The organism is Ruegeria sp. CG3 (assembly GCF_056537205.1).
Genome location: NZ_JBQFRC010000001.1, coordinates 1448736 through 1463027 on the forward strand (window position 1 = coordinate 1448736; position 14292 = coordinate 1463027).

12 protein-coding genes are annotated in these 14292 nt (G+C 54.2%); 3 read left to right on the forward strand and 9 right to left on the reverse strand.

Going from position 1 to position 14292, the window contains the following annotated elements:
* The first annotated feature begins 215 nt into the window (after window positions 1–215).
* Window positions 216–944, forward strand: a complete 729-nt coding sequence (locus tag ACR0NB_RS07180) for an SDR family NAD(P)-dependent oxidoreductase (protein ID WP_170357411.1) — start codon at window positions 216–218, stop codon at window positions 942–944.
* A 49-nt stretch (window positions 945–993) separates the two neighbouring features.
* On the opposite strand, the gene ACR0NB_RS07185 is transcribed toward ACR0NB_RS07180, so the two are convergent.
* A complete protein-coding gene (locus ACR0NB_RS07185; protein ID WP_170419467.1) occupies window positions 994–1749 on the reverse strand; it encodes an N-acyl homoserine lactonase family protein in 756 nt (251 codons plus the stop codon).
* 482 nt (window positions 1750–2231) lie between these two features.
* Here ACR0NB_RS07185 and ACR0NB_RS07190 point away from each other — a divergent pair, with 482 nt between their 5' ends.
* Entirely contained in the window at window positions 2232–2435 is a 204-nt protein-coding gene (locus ACR0NB_RS07190) for a hypothetical protein (protein WP_170404020.1), read from the forward strand.
* Between the two features lie 639 nt (window positions 2436–3074).
* Here ACR0NB_RS07190 and ACR0NB_RS07195 read toward each other — a convergent pair.
* Window positions 3075–3659: a TetR/AcrR family transcriptional regulator gene (locus ACR0NB_RS07195; protein WP_254436532.1), complete on the reverse strand. Its 585-nt coding sequence runs from the start codon at window positions 3657–3659 to the stop codon at window positions 3075–3077.
* A 189-nt stretch (window positions 3660–3848) separates the two neighbouring features.
* Between ACR0NB_RS07195 and ACR0NB_RS07200 the strand changes: the two genes are divergently transcribed.
* Complete coding sequence (locus ACR0NB_RS07200; protein ID WP_480775290.1) at window positions 3849–5243, forward strand: aminotransferase; 1395 nt, start codon at window positions 3849–3851, stop codon at window positions 5241–5243.
* 63 nt (window positions 5244–5306) lie between these two features.
* Here the strand turns inward: ACR0NB_RS07200 and ACR0NB_RS07205 are convergent, their stop codons facing one another.
* The 7 genes from ACR0NB_RS07205 to ACR0NB_RS07235 all read right to left on the reverse strand — a co-directional run bounded on the left by ACR0NB_RS07205 (window position 5307) and on the right by ACR0NB_RS07235 (window position 14112).
* Window positions 5307–6875, reverse strand: coding sequence for a trimethylamine methyltransferase family protein (locus tag ACR0NB_RS07205; protein ID WP_222458278.1), 1569 nt, complete (start codon window positions 6873–6875; stop codon window positions 5307–5309).
* A gap of 25 nt (window positions 6876–6900) precedes the next feature.
* The gene (locus tag ACR0NB_RS07210; RefSeq protein ID WP_170404028.1) at window positions 6901–8100 is read right to left on the reverse strand and encodes an aromatic ring-hydroxylating oxygenase subunit alpha; all 1200 of its coding nucleotides are present in this window, start codon (window positions 8098–8100) and stop codon (window positions 6901–6903) included.
* An 8-nt stretch (window positions 8101–8108) separates the two neighbouring features.
* A complete protein-coding gene (locus tag ACR0NB_RS07215; protein ID WP_170437029.1) occupies window positions 8109–10175 on the reverse strand; it encodes an oxidoreductase in 2067 nt (688 codons plus the stop codon).
* 94 nt (window positions 10176–10269) lie between these two features.
* On the reverse strand, window positions 10270–11325 hold the full coding sequence (locus tag ACR0NB_RS07220; RefSeq protein ID WP_480775291.1) for an ABC transporter substrate-binding protein: 1056 nt from the start codon (window positions 11323–11325) through the stop codon (window positions 10270–10272).
* A complete protein-coding gene (locus ACR0NB_RS07225; RefSeq protein WP_480775292.1) occupies window positions 11322–12437 on the reverse strand; it encodes an ABC transporter ATP-binding protein in 1116 nt (371 codons plus the stop codon). The genes ACR0NB_RS07220 and ACR0NB_RS07225 overlap by 4 nt, the downstream gene beginning before the upstream one ends.
* Before the next feature lie 20 nt (window positions 12438–12457).
* Window positions 12458–13252 (reverse strand): ABC transporter permease, encoded by a 795-nt coding sequence (locus ACR0NB_RS07230; RefSeq protein ID WP_170357403.1) that lies wholly within the window; start codon window positions 13250–13252, stop codon window positions 12458–12460.
* Window positions 13249–14112: an ABC transporter permease gene (locus tag ACR0NB_RS07235; protein WP_170419478.1), complete on the reverse strand. Its 864-nt coding sequence runs from the start codon at window positions 14110–14112 to the stop codon at window positions 13249–13251. The genes ACR0NB_RS07230 and ACR0NB_RS07235 overlap by 4 nt, the downstream gene beginning before the upstream one ends.
* Window positions 14113–14292: the final 180 nt, after the last annotated feature.

A 14292-nucleotide genomic window follows, 5' to 3' on the forward strand; every position in this document is an offset into this window, starting at 1 on the left:
GACCATGCTGCCGTTTGCTTCAGTTGCAACGTCGAAAAGCACATCCGGCGCCAAAGCGCGGTGGAATGACATCGCAAGGTCTAACTCCGAGCCCAAACCAGACGCTCACCGAATTTTTTTAGAGATTGACTATCCATACTTGCAGAAACCTGCGTTGCGGGTTTCCTTCTGTAGTTCAAGATATCCACTGTTTCGCCAGGGTTCGAGGAGTTACTATGAAAACAGCCGTTGTGACTGGTGCCGCGGGAGGGATGGGACAGGCTATCTGCCGCCAATTGCGGACATGTGAGTTCCACGTCCTTGGACTGGACCTCAACGAGGAGGGCTTGGATGAACTGGCGGCAGAGTTAGGTTCAAATTTCACACAATTCTGCGTTGACTTGACGGATCCAGTTGCAATCGCGCAGACGTTTGATGGCATAAAGTCAGCTTATGGCGGCCTCGATGCTTTGGTAAACAACGCTGGCACCTGCTTCATGTCCGACTTCCCGCATATACCGCCCGAGGAACTGGAAAGGCAGATGGCAATCAATTTCAACTCTGCGTTCCATTGTTGCCAGCAGGCTGTCCGATTGATGTTGGAACGCGAGGGCGTCAAAAAGATTGTGAATATCTCATCAAACGGAGCTTACAATTTCGATGTATTTGACCCTCCGCACTACCGGGCATCAAAGGCGGCGATGGATACCCTTACGAAAGACCTAGCCCGTCGATACGCAAAGGAAAAAATCTGTGTGAACTCGCTGGCGCCAGCCATGACCGAGACGCCCTTGTTCAATGTCTTGTCTGAGGAAGTCTTGGAGAAAGCCGTTGGCGCCATGCCGCATGGTCATGCGATGCAGCCCGAGCAAGTCGCCTCTTGGGTCAGTTTTCTCATTTCACCGGCCGGTGACGTTTCCAGCGGAAATGTAATCATTCTGAATCAAGGGCGGGACGTCAGGTAGTTTTCAGGAAGATCAATCGATTTCGGGAAAGGTGGACCACCGGTTGGGGTCAACGGTAGACCTCTGGTGCTTTCTTCAGAACTGGCCATTGATTTGGACAATGCCCATAGATCACAAAGGCGTTTCGCTCGGATGCTAGACGCATCAACCTGTCTGCGCTGGCAATCGCGGCTTCTTCGTCCCATGACCCTGCAAATTTCTCATCGATTTCTGACGGTCGGGATATCGCGTCACTGGTGAGCAAAACCGGACCCGAGGAAAGATCGACCATCAGGGCGATCTGGCCTGGTGCATGACCGGGTGCCGCCATTACCAGAATACCTGGTCCAATCTCTACGTCGCCATCAACCAAGAGGTAATCCCGATCGGGCCACTCCAAAGGCCGCACACCGCCCCAATACAATGGACGAGGCAGAGCCCGCTCCACGGAAGAGATCAGTATCGGAGTGCTCGGAAAGTCGCCCAATGCCCCGATATGGTCGATATGGGTGTGGGTACAAATCTGCAACGTAATGTCGGATGGAATGAGACCGAGCTTTGCCAGTTGCGCGCGTGGCAGATTTTCCGGTTCACATTTTAGGACTTCGCCAAACTCGTACAAAAGATCTTCTTTGACCGCGGCTTCGGTATCGGTCGCATATTTTTCGGGAAACCCGGTGTCGATGAGTATGGCTTCTCCCAGATCCGTCCGGATCAGAAAGCCGCAGATCCCAATGATGCGACCCGTGGAATGAACCTTGAACAGCCCGTAGTCCAAAACTGCCAGGTCAATCGGCCGCCCTTTGACAAATCCCTCAGCTTGCACAAACTCTCTCCCTCATTGACTGCAAGGATTTTGAGTAGAGTGGGAAAGTCAAGGAGTCCGTTGTCACGCCGCACACTATTCTAGCTATCACCCAGCCCAGCAGTGCTGCGGGTGAAGCTTTGAGCGAGATTGGCAGTTCAGATCGGAAAGCGGTCTTTTCTTTTGTCAAGTGACCAACAGAAAAACGTCTTGGTAGAAAACCACTGATATATGGGCAACCTGCCGATATTGGCTAGACTTAGAGGGTTCCCTCAACGCACAGAAAGTTTGTCCGCATTCCCGACCTTGCCACTGTGCGCTCCGGAACGCTCTAACCATTGGGACTACACCGCTTAATCGCCAAGGAAGCCACCGGGAGAGTGCCAGGACGCCCGGGACCAATGTCGCGACTAGATTTTTCCCAAGAGCACATTCGGGCCACCGTCTGTCAAACCGGATCAGCCGTGTTATACATGGCGTCAAGATATGAAAGGCGAAATTTGATGGACCCACCAGTTATCCAACTGATATTTATGCTAGCCTTGCTGGTTGGCGTGATCTGGCTTTATATCCTGCCGATCACGATGGCGGGGCGGCGTAACCGATCCGGTTTGATCTGGTTCCTGATCGGTCTGGTTGGATCACCGCTTTTGGCCATCCTTTTACTACTGGCTTTGGGTGACGCACCCGAGCATCCAGCAACCTAGTTTTGTGAACGATACCGTCGGACACACAAAAAGGCTCCACCGGAGGGTTTCTGGACACCGGTGAGCCGAAACGGCCTTCTCAGCATGTAGGGAGGCCTTGAATTGAGTCACGACACTTTCGGAAGAGAAGAAAAGTACTCCTTCCCACTCTCGACGGCCGTGTAGTGCAATCCTACGGATGACCGATCTGTTTGAAGAATCCTAGATGACTTTGTCCGTGACCCGGTCATAGCGGCAGTTCTGACGAACGTCCGACACCGTTAGGAGCAGCCAATGAGGTTGGTGCCAGTTTGGCGGTCCTGCCCCCAACCATGAGACTTCTTGCTACATATGCCGACGCTGATGTCGTTGTTGTGAAAACGGTCATAACCGGTGGGATTGAAGATGCCGGCTCGGCTCATAACTCCATCTGTAGATTTCCACTGACTTTGTTATTGGAATTTTGCTGATCGCGCGCGGCCGCGGGTTGGAAGCTTCGGCTAGTTCGCTGATCATCGGCGCGCTGCTATTTGGTGTTTTGCATCGCTCATGTGCGTCCAGTAGGCCCAACCAATGACTAACGACTTGCGGCGTTTCATTAACGAGACACGGACGGATTAGGGATTGACCTTGGTAGGTTCCCATTTTCCAAAGCCACCTTCATCCGTAGATCTTTTGGTTGCTAAAGTGTTTTGGAAACATCGATTGCAGTACAAACAGGCAGATCCTCAAAGCCTCCGAAGGTTTGAAGATCTCTGAGTGCAAGTGGTAGTCGGTCCAGAGCCCTTCCAGCAAAGCAACCAATGCGTCTGTTGCAAGATTGACGTCTACGTCATCGTACTGGCCTTCAACCTTTATTTTCTCCAACAGCTCCAGTATCGCCGCCCTGAAACCTTTGTCTCGCGAGTCGATGAAAGGAAATACCTTCGGGTTCGAGAGCGCTTCGGCCCGGAAGGAAAACCAAATTGCGACGTCCCGTGCATTTAGGACCAAGGGATCGAAGTCTGCCTTAATGAAAGAGATTAACTTGTCTGCCGGGTCCAACTCGGGATTGGCTGCGATGACCTTCCACTGCTCCGCGTAGCGGACTGACAATTCCTCAGCCACCGCAAGCAGAAGCTTTTCTTTGGAGCCAAAGTGTAGGTTTACCATCCCTTGCGACAGTCCTGACAACTCCTGGATTCTCGCCGAGGTCGTGCCGCGAATTCCGTACTTGTAGATGGCCTCTGCAGCCGCTTGGATCAACTGCTTTCGGTTCTGCAGCTTACCCAGATCACGGGCATTGGTTGGGATATCAGGCTCGAGTGTAATCTTGTTTGTCCTCCGCTGGGTGGTCGCCCTTTGTCTTCTCGCATTAAGCAGAGCGAAAGTTCAAGAATTGACATTGAATGAATATTCGTTCATTTTGTGATTTCCATTTCATCAAGGCGCTGCATGACCCTTTCCAACTCTGACTTTCGGTCCATTCGCGAGTGGGACAACGAACATTTCCTGCACCCGTGGGAAGGTATGTCATGCCTGGGCCAAAATGAACGCACCTTTGCAGAAAGCGGTCTGGGCGTTCACGTTTTCACTGAGGACGGAAAGCGCCTAATAGACGGCCCTGCCGGCATGTGGTGCGTACAATTGGGCTATGGAAACAAAGAAATTGCCGATGCTATGGCCCAGCAAGCGAAAGAGATGGCGTATTTTTCGCCCTTCAACAATGCCAACTCAGCCCCGGCCCGGTTGGCGCATGAGATCGCCAAGAGGACGCCGGGCGACCTGAACCATGTGTTCTTCACGACAGGTGGCTCAACCGCCGTGGATTCCGCTCTGCGGTTTGTGCAGTTTCGCAACAACCTTCTGGGCAAGCCTGAAAAGAAGATCGTGATATCGCGGCAGAAAGCATATCACGGATCGACCTACCTGGCGGCCTCAGTGTCCGGAAAAGAGCGAGACAAAGGTTGGCTGGACCAGGCAAGTCACCTGACGCGCTTCCTGCCGAATGTGAATCCTTATACGCGTCGCCCCGAGCAGACAGTCGACGACTTTCTGGACGAAAAAATAGCGGATCTGGAAAACATGATCCTGCAGACCGGAGCAGACAAGGTCGCAGCTTTCATCGCTGAACCGATCTTGTGCTCTGGAGGTGTCATCGTACCTCCACCGGGATATCATCTGCGCTGTCTGGAAATCTGCCGAAAGTACGATGTCCTGTATATCTCGGACGAGGTTGTGACTGGGTTCGGACGGCTTGGGCATTGGTTTGCGTCCGAAGCCGTCTTCGGTATTCAGCCGGATATCATCACCTGCGCTAAGGGAATGACTTCAGGGTATGTGCCGATGGGGGCCTGCATCATTTCTGATCGGCTGATAGCAGAAATAAGCGGCGAACACGCCCAGGACGCTACCTTTTCTAATGGCTTCACCTATTCGGGCCACCCAGTAAGCGCGGCGGCCGGTTTGAAGACGATCGAAATCATGGAGCGTGACGGCGTTCTTGAGCATGTCCGCGCGATCACGCCGCTGTTCGCAGAACGCCTGCAGGCCCTAGCTGAATTGCCGCTCGTCGGTGATGCCCGCGGTATGGGGCTGGTTGGATGCGTTGAGTGTGTTGCGGACGCCAAAGCCGATAACTTGCTGGATCTTGATAAATCAGTTGGCGCATTGATCGATCATCATTGTCAGGAGAACGGAGTGATCCTGCGGCCAATCATCAATATGTGTGTGTTTTCTCCGCCGTTGATCATTTCGGAAGACGAGTTGAACCAGATGTTCGACATCCTTGAAAAGGGCATCCGGCTGGCGACCGAGGACCTGACGCGCCAGAATGCGTTGAGAACTTAGGAATGGCTTCGGGGTGGCCTCGCAACCTTGCAAGTGGCGAGCCCCTACCGCGACCTGCTACGCTCACCCAGCCCGCATTACTTCAGGCGGCAACTTGATCGGAAACTTGGATCGAACCTCTTCATCAGCCTTGCTGCCAAAGTAGTTCGGGTAGTGATTGGATAGGATATCGTTCACAACCGACCTGCTCCGCTCGAACATATCCTGACGGCCTGCCTTCTCCCAAGTGTCGGTAAGCTCCCGATCCATCAAGGTTGGGTAGACATACTCGGTCTCCATGTATTGCAAGGTCTGCGCATTACCAAGGAAATGACCGGGATCTATTGCGCATTCATGGATGACGTCGACCGAAAGCGTATCGTCACTCACCTCGATCCCGCGCAGTGTTCGAGAGATCATGCCCGCTGCCTCGTTGTCGATCACCATTGACTCAAAGCTACAGCCCATCAGGCTGCCGAGCATTCCACCAAACTCGCACAACCGGTTTGCTCCCGCATGGGCCGCCAAAGCGAAGGTAAGCGCTTTTTCCAGCCCATATTGCGCATCGGGGATTTTGGAATCCGTCATTCCACATCCGACGCTGGTTGGTAGGTTGTAGAAGTTGCCCATCTGAATAGCAGCGGCTGAAATCAAAGCCTGCTCGCCACTTCCGCCAGTAAACGATCCAGTGCGCAGATCAGTAATGAACGGCCAAGCCGCAAAGACGACAGGTGTTCCTGGGTTGATCAGGTTGGCAACGGCCACGCAGGAAAGGGTCTCGGCCACCGCCTGCGCCAGCGTGCCGGCCAATGGCGCTGGTGACGTGGCTCCGGCTTGTGGCGGAACGGCAAGGTCGCAGACAAGGCCCATTTTTGCAGTATCAATTAGGATTTCCAGGTTTTCCCGCCCGAACCTAAGCGGTGAGACGATGGGACAGCCTCCAAAAATCACCGAAGGCTTTTCAAGGAACTTTCCCTCCCCGCCCGATGCCAAATCGAACATATGAATGGCGTCTTTTATGTGTTCGCGCGTGCGGAATGTCAGGCAGGACGGTTTCTCGCTTCCCGCCAGAATGGCGTATAGCATGCTCATGTCATGCTCGTAGTCCTGCGGGACATCCGTTGCCAGAACCGTATCACCGGTCATGTGAATGTTGTCGAGCCGGTCTACAAGACGGGTGAAATCGTAGATATCCTTGAGCGTCGATGGTCGGTAACTGCGCGTTTCCGCGTCAAACGTTGTCACCGCCGTACCGGAATTTGCGTAATACACCTTGTCCTTGGTGCAGTGCATATCGTCCTTTCCGGCCCGAGATCCGCGTGCATGGACATAGAATTCGCTTGCGGTCTTGGCCAACAGGTCTTCCATCAAGGCCCGAGGAAAGCATAGCCTGCCGTGCTCGTTCACCGTCGCCCCTTTGGGCAGCACGAGATCAAGAACTTCCTGTGTTGGATCACCGACGCCCGTACGCTCCAGAATACTCAGGGCGGCTTCATGAATGCGCGCAATGTCAGCGTCTGAAAGGGGCTTGTATCTTCCTCCGGCAATCCCCGGCCAGATTGCCTGCGAAGCGACATTGCTGGTTCGCACGGCAGCACGTGCCTCACGCCCGCCCCCGCGCCGTCTTGATCTGCGCTTCGTTAACTCTGTCATGGTGTTTCTCCGAATTCTGAGCGTGTCAGATCATGCTGAAGTAGTTGCGATAGAAACCAGGAATGCTCCACTCCATCTCGGACAGCGGTCCCGGCACGAAATGGTGGGAGTTCACACCTTCCTGATTGTGACGGATGATCCGCTCATCATCGAGCGACGTGACATGCCAGAGCCATGTCAACGCATTCTTGTCGTAGTCACGACCCTCTCGAGCATCGCCGCGCACATACCAGACGATCTGAATATCCGTTTCCTGCAGAGCGCGCGGAACGAACCGGTAGCCAACCATGTGATCTGCATAAACAAGGAAGTAGTTCAAAGTCCCGATCCCCAGATCGGTGGCACCGCCGTCGTGACCCTTTAGCTCTCCCAGAGCGGGAGCCAAAGGCGTACCATCCTTGCTGCCCGTCAAATACCCAGGAAACAGCGGGTAGCGCCGCCAATAGACATCTGCACCCGGCGCGAGCGCGTTTTCTCCGGTCAGGTCCAACTCCTCCAAGGGAACTCCGACTTCGTCCATCCGCTCGCGAAGAGCGCCGCTGAACTCAAGAACTTGAGCAGGATCTTTCAACGAGTGACTGCGCGAATAGTCTTGATGAGACGGGGCGCAGTGATAGCATTCCAGATAGTTTTCCAAGGCCAGTTTCCAGTTCGCGGGAACCGGATACGAGGCTTCATGAGCGACCTTCAGATTTTCAAAGTCAAACGGCTTTGAAAGTGGAGTGAGTCGCTCCAGCGCGGCATCCAGAGGTGGTGCATTCGCGGCTGCACAGACGAATATAAGACCTTGGTATATCTTCACCTGAACCGGGAACAACCCATACTGGCCCGGATCAAAACCCGATCCCATTGATCGACCGTTCCGCAGTTTGCCGTTCAAGTCGAAAGTCCACGCGTGATACGGACATATGAAGTTGCGGGCTTTGCCTTTCCGTTCGATGCAAACCCGCGATCCACGATGGCGGCATACGTTCAGATGCCCGCGCACTTCGCCTTCACGATCCCGAACGATGATGATGGACTCGGGCCCATAGTCGAACAGGAAATAATCACCCGGTTCAGGGACCTGACTAACATGGCCGACCCAGATCCAGTTTCGGTTCCAGAACGCACTGATATCGTTCTCGTATACGGCTTGAGACGTGTAGAAGTGACGAGGCAAGGCGAACCCTTCACGTTGCGAGCCCATCAAGTCCCGCATAACTTGCAAATCATCTTTTGGCATGGCGCACCTCAAACAAATTCAAGGGAAACGAGTTCCCGACGGAAGAATTCGCGGTCAATTTCGCCCGCCTCGCGCTCGAAATTCCGAGCAGCCATGTGGCCCGAATATACTGCGTCCGCGATCAAGCCGGGGTTTGCTGCATCCCCGATCAATTCCAACGTAGTCAGCGGATTGCTGGCCAAGCTGCGCAGCTCATCGTAGAGGTTGGTTTCGCGCGCGCGCTGCGTCACCAACACAACTGAACCACAGTTTTTGGTCTGTTCTCGCCCCGTGTACGCACATCGCACGGTCGCCTGCCCCGGCGCCACGTAGTCCAATGTATGAGACAGGACCAGTTGGACGCCGCCCTCCAGAAGACTGCGTTGTACCCGTGTTTGTTCCAGCGTTAGTTCAGTAAACGGCGAAACCATCGAAGCCGGTGTTACAAAGACGACCTCATGTCCAGCCCGAGCCAGATGATCCGCCAATACACCACCGAGATATGCCTGTTCATCATCGTAGACCAAAACCGGACCGCACCCCGGCAGTGTCCCTGACATGATGTCATCCGGCGTAAATACCTGAGCGCCGGTGCTTATTGATACGCCGTGAAATCCAGATTTCCCGCGCCCGTCTCGTCGCCATTTTGCGCCAGTTGCGACAAAGACGTTCGGAATAGCCAGCTCGACAACCTCGGTTGCTGACAACAGGCTGTCGGTGAACAGTTGAACGTTCCCTCTTTGCCTAAGGTCATAAATCCTGTGATCTGTGACGCGTTTCCAAGCGGACAGCCCGGTCAGACCAGACTCCTGCAAGACACGGCCGCCAAGCTCTTGCTTGGCTTCCGCCAGAGTTACCTCGTATCCCCGCCGCGCCAATTGCATGGCGCATTCAAGTCCGGCTGGTCCGCTGCCCACAACGAGCGCAGTTTTCTCTTTCCCCCGACGCTCAATGAACTCTGGATGCCATTTCCGCCGCCACTCTTCGCCCATGGTCGGGTTTTGTGTGCAGCGTATGGGGACACCGAGAGAGTCGGATGAAACACAGATATTGCAACCGATGCACTCACGGATTTCTTCGATGCGACCTTCCTTGATTTTGTTGGGCAGAAACGGATCAGCGATGGATGGCCTCGCCGCGCCGATAAAATCAAGAATGCCTTTCCTGACCAGTGACGCCATCAAATCCGGCGACGTAAGACGCCCGACGCCAACAACAGGTTTGGAAGTCACCTGTTTCACGAATTCGATATATGAGGTTTGAAAGCCGTCGCGGGGCTCGAACCGGGTAGTTGCAGAGTCGTTGCTCCAATCTGCCACGTTAACATCCCAAAGGTCAGGAAGCTCGGCCAGCAACTCGACTACAGCACGGCCTTCTTCCTGCGCTTGCATGCCGTCTGCCCCGAGCATTTCGTCAACCGCAAATCGCAGGGCAATGGCGCAATCGTCTCCAACCTCTTCCTTGGTTTCTTCAAGAAGCTCGCGGGTTAGCCGCACCCGGTTCTCCAGTGAACCTCCATACTCATCCGTTCGATCATTGAACTGTGGCAGCAGGAAATGATGAGGCAAGGTCATGTGATGCCCGGCATATACATACACGATGTCGAACCCGGCTTCGCGCGAGCGGCGAGCCGCTGCGCGATGCCACTTGCGAAATTCGCGAATGTCCGCCCTATCCATCGCCCTGGCTTGCTTGGGATAAGCAGTTTGCAAGGCAAGTTCTGAAGGCGCCAGCAAAGGGGCCCGGCTCAGATGATTTTGCGCGTGGTGACCGTTATGCGCCAATTCAATAGCCGCCAAAGACCCCTTTCCATGCACCGCCTCGGTCATCAGGCGCAGCGCCGGGATATCCCGCTCATCCCAAAGTCGGTTTTCGGCAAACGGGGACAGGTCAGAAGTCGGGTGAATTTCCGTCTCCTGGTTGGAGACGACGGCCCAACCACCCTCGGCCTTCATTGCCCGCATGGCAGCCTCGGCCTGCGGTCGCAAGTGCCCCATGCCGTTGCAGTGGGGCACTTGGTAGAACCGGTTTCGAGCCGTCACTGGCCCAATTTGAACCGGTTCAAAGAGTACAGAATATCCGTCAGCGCCTGACATTGCCGCGCTTCCTCCAAGAAAATCGGAAATAGTTTCGTGGGAATGGAAGGGTTTCTACATCCCCACCATTCCCGGCTGTGTTGTAAGAGCGCCCTCAGAAGCCCGCTTTAATGCGCTCGAATTCCTTCAACATCTTGGCCTCCAACTCGGGGTTAACGGCGTCGAAGAACAAGCTGCCTTCAAAGAAGCTGTCCACATCCGAGAACCCGTAAGTCTCGATCAACTCCGGGTCTGCCTGTGCAAAAGCGTCTTCATTGGCGTGGGCGTAGCCCCAGCTTTCAATGATGTACTTCCCACTTGCCGCGGAGCTGAGCGCGTTCAGCATGTCATAGACCTGCTCATCCGACTGCTTCGCAGATTTCAGATGTACATAACCGCAGACCCAGGTCGCGATGCCTTTGTCCACATCACGCATCATGACTGCTGGGGTTTCGTTCCAGATCAGGTTCAGTTCCGATTGGTTCCATCCCCAACCCAGCGTGACCTCACCGCTGGCAATTGCCTGATCCAGTTGGCCGGCATCGGACCAATAAAACCGCACGTTCGGATGAACCGCGCGCAGATAGTCCGCCGCTTTTTGGAATTCCTCGTCACTCATATCGGTATAGCTGGAGGCGCCGGTTGCCAAGGCTGCCATTGCAAAGGCACTGGAAGCGGCGTCCGGAATGGCGACTTTGCCCTGATAGGCGGGATCTGCAAGCAATTGCAGCGAAACATCATCCGCCGAAATCATATCGGTGCGATAGATCAGGCCAGTGTTGCCCCACTCAAACGGCACCATGTAGGTCTGCCCATTGATCGTGATGCCATCGACCTCTTTGATCTTGGGCATCAACTTGTCCCAATTCTCCAGCTTGCTGGTGTCGATTGGCTTGATCAAATCTGCCGCCACCCATTTCCTCAGAGCATCTGTGCAAGGGTGAGCCAAATCGGCTTCAAACCCGGACTGAAGCTTGGTGAACGCTTCTTCCACGCTGCCAAAATAGGTGTAGCTGGGCGCCCCACCGTACTTTTCGACATAATCGCCGTAGAAACCCTGATCCTCATATCCGGACCAGTCAAAAACGGTCAGGTCAGCGGCGTTCGCCAGAGCTTGGCTCGCGGTAGAGGTGGCAACTACGGCTGCCGTAAGTGATGCTGTTTTAATCATTGTTCTCCTCCCAAAGATTCACGCTTACCCAAGTCAATCACCGAGGCGCTTTGAACGCCAAGCCAGACGGTATCGCCGCGCGTGTGATCGACCGTGTGAAAGTAGTTTGGTACTGCGACGGCAATGCTGTCTTTCAGACCATCGACGCGCACATAGTAGTGGACACTCTCGCCATAAAAGGCGACGTCCGAGACCTCGCCCTGAACAAGAGCATCGTAGCCATCCGGCTTTTCCGAGCTGATTCCCAGTTGCTCAGGTCGAACCCCGACAAGAAGTTCCTTGTCATGCACCTGGACGTTGGGGTTCACCCCGATTTCCATCTTTCCAAAGCCCTTGACGTTGACTTCGAGCGTTTCAGAATTCTCCGAAGTCACTTCGGCATCCAGAAAGTTCATTCCACCGATGAAAGAAGCCACTTCCCGGTTGCAGGGTTGGGAATACAGGACCTCTGGCTTATCCACCTGCTTGAGCTGCCCGGCGAACATGACGCCGATGCGGTCGGACATGGTCATCGCCTCGTACTGGTCATGCGTGACCATTACGAAAGTAATTCCAAGCTTCTGTTGAAGGCGTCGCATCTCCAACTGCATCGCTTCGCGCAGATTTTTGTCCAACGCAGACAACGGTTCATCCAAGAGCAATACCTTGGGCCGCATAACGAGTGCCCGGGCGAGTGCCACACGTTGCCGCTGACCTCCCGACAATTCGTTGGCTTTTCGGTCCTGCAGGCCGCCAAGCTCGACCATCTCAAGCGCCTCGGCAACACGCTCTTTGATTTCCCTCCGAGACAGCTTTGTTTTGCGTAATCCGAAGCCAACATTGTCGCCGACGTTCAAATGCGGAAAGATCGCATAGCTTTGGAACACCATATTTGTAGGGCGCTTGTTGGCAGGCACCTCTCCCATCGTTCGACCATCGATCCGGATCTCGCCTTCTTCGTGATCCTGAAAACCCGCGATGATACGCAAAGCCGTTGTCTTGCCGCAGCCTGAAGGGCCAAGCAACGAAAAGAACTCACCTTCTTTCAAGGTCAGGTTCAGATCAGACACAGCCACAAAGGAACCAAAGCGTTTTTCTACGCCCCTAATTTCGATGATGTTCTGTTCGCTCATCTTACTTGATTCCTATGGCTTCAATCTGAGGACTGGATGGAACGGCGGCGGAAATATTCGGCAATCAACAGCAGCAGGACCGATGACAGTAATAGCAGTGACCCCAGTGCCAACGTGTTGGGCAGCTTTGCCGGGAAGCGGATTTGGCTCCAGATATACACCGGCAGTGTTGGGCTGTTTCCGGATAGGAAAAAGGCCAGGACGAACTCGTCAAACGACACTGTAAAGGTGACCAACAGGCTAGCAATGATTCCCGGCGCGACGATTGGCAGGGTAACACGTCGAAACGTCCCAACAACGCTTTCACCAAGATCGAACGCGGCCTCCTCCAGGGACTGGTCGAAGTCGTCGAACGCAGACTTCATGATCGACACGGAAAAGGGCAGCGCCACAAACACATGCCCAAGGATCACGGTGGTCAGCGATGGTTTCAGCCCGATGCTGATAAACAGAACCAGCATTGAACTGGCAACGATGATGCCGGGAATGACCAGTGGAAGCATGACCAATCCCTCGGACAACTCACGCCCAGTGAAGCGATAACGGACATAGGCGCGAGCTGCAAAGAGACCCAGGGAAGTTGCCATCAGGGCAGTCACGCTGCCGACGATCAGCGAATTCACCATGGCTTGCAACAGCGTGTCTTGCTGACCCAACTGCGCGTACCATTTCAACGTGAAACCTTTGAGCGGGAACGCCACGATGGTTCCGTCATTGAACGAAAACAGCGGCAACAGCAAAACCGGCAGATAGAGAAACACCAGGTAGGCAATCGCGTAAACCAGCAACCATGAGATGCGAAATACCCTGGTCATCTGATCCTCCGACCCAATGCGGTGACGACCACCACGAACAGGATCGCAACGCAGCCGACCGAAAGCATGGCGAGAAGAGACAGAGTTGCACCCAACGGCCAATTATTGGCGGCGCCAAACTGCACCTGGATCAAGTTCGCGACCATTTTTCCCTGAGATCCACCGACCAAGGCCGGAGTGACGTAATCGCCGACGGTTGGGATGAAAATGATCAGGCAGGCCGCGATGATCCCCGGCACCGTCAGGGGCAGTGTCACACGTACAAAGCGCTCCAACTTACTGCAGCCAAGGTCTGTTGCGGCCTCCAAAAGGCTGCGGTCAATCTTTTGCAGCGATACATAGATCGGCAGGATGGCAAACGGTGCCCAGGCGTGGGCGAGCGTAAGGACCACAGCAAACTCATTGTAGAGCAGGAATGTCAGTGGTTCTTGTATCAAACCCAATGAAATCAGTGCCGAGTTCAACACCCCGTTGAAACCAAGAATGAGTTTCCAACTGAACACGCGCAGAAGGTAGCTGCTCCAAAAAGGAATAGTGATCAACAACAGCCAGAGGGTCTTTTTTTGCGTACGAAAAGCAATGAAGTAGGCAATCGGATAGGCCAGACAAACCGTTGCCAAGGTCACCGCACCCGCAATTGCAACCGAACGGATCATTAGGTGTCGAACCAAGGGGTCAGTAAACGCCTCTTGGTAGTTCGCCCAAGTCAATGTCCGGTCAATCTGAACATATGTCTGGGTCCAAAAACTGTAGGCGACAAGAATACAGAGCGGTACGGCTACAAGCAGCCCCACGTAGAGCGTCGCAGGCGCGCTAAGTGCCAGGCCCTTGCCCGTCTCACTTCGTAGTGCTCCTGCCATGCTTCCCTGCTGAATGTCGTTTTCGATGCTGTGACAACAGTCGATCACAAAATGGACAATCGTCCATTTAAATCTGGGATTTTTGCACTAGTTGTGTCAACTGATTATTTCGACATAGAGGCTGGCCAATTTCGCATCGGCCACTAGACGCCACCGCAAGAGACTGAAAACAAATAGAGC

Bases quoted from the DNA above. Each gene is read 5' to 3' on its own strand.
- ACR0NB_RS07180 (WP_170357411.1), top strand. From the start codon at position 216: ATGAAAACAGCCGTTGTGACTGGTGCCGCGGGAGGGATGGGACAGGCT.
- ACR0NB_RS07235 (WP_170419478.1), bottom strand. From the start codon at position 14,112: ATGGCAGGAGCACTACGAAGTGAGACGGGCAAGGGCCTGGCACTTAGC.
- ACR0NB_RS07215 (WP_170437029.1), bottom strand. From the start codon at position 10,175: ATGTCAGGCGCTGACGGATATTCTGTACTCTTTGAACCGGTTCAAATT.
- ACR0NB_RS07205 (WP_222458278.1), bottom strand. From the start codon at position 6,875: ATGACAGAGTTAACGAAGCGCAGATCAAGACGGCGCGGGGGCGGGCGT.
- ACR0NB_RS07200 (WP_480775290.1), top strand. From the start codon at position 3,849: ATGACCCTTTCCAACTCTGACTTTCGGTCCATTCGCGAGTGGGACAAC.
- ACR0NB_RS07210 (WP_170404028.1), bottom strand. From the start codon at position 8,100: ATGCCAAAAGATGATTTGCAAGTTATGCGGGACTTGATGGGCTCGCAA.
- ACR0NB_RS07225 (WP_480775292.1), bottom strand. From the start codon at position 12,437: ATGAGCGAACAGAACATCATCGAAATTAGGGGCGTAGAAAAACGCTTT.
- ACR0NB_RS07190 (WP_170404020.1), top strand. From the start codon at position 2,232: ATGGACCCACCAGTTATCCAACTGATATTTATGCTAGCCTTGCTGGTT.
- ACR0NB_RS07220 (WP_480775291.1), bottom strand. From the start codon at position 11,325: ATGATTAAAACAGCATCACTTACGGCAGCCGTAGTTGCCACCTCTACC.
- ACR0NB_RS07230 (WP_170357403.1), bottom strand. From the start codon at position 13,252: ATGACCAGGGTATTTCGCATCTCATGGTTGCTGGTTTACGCGATTGCC.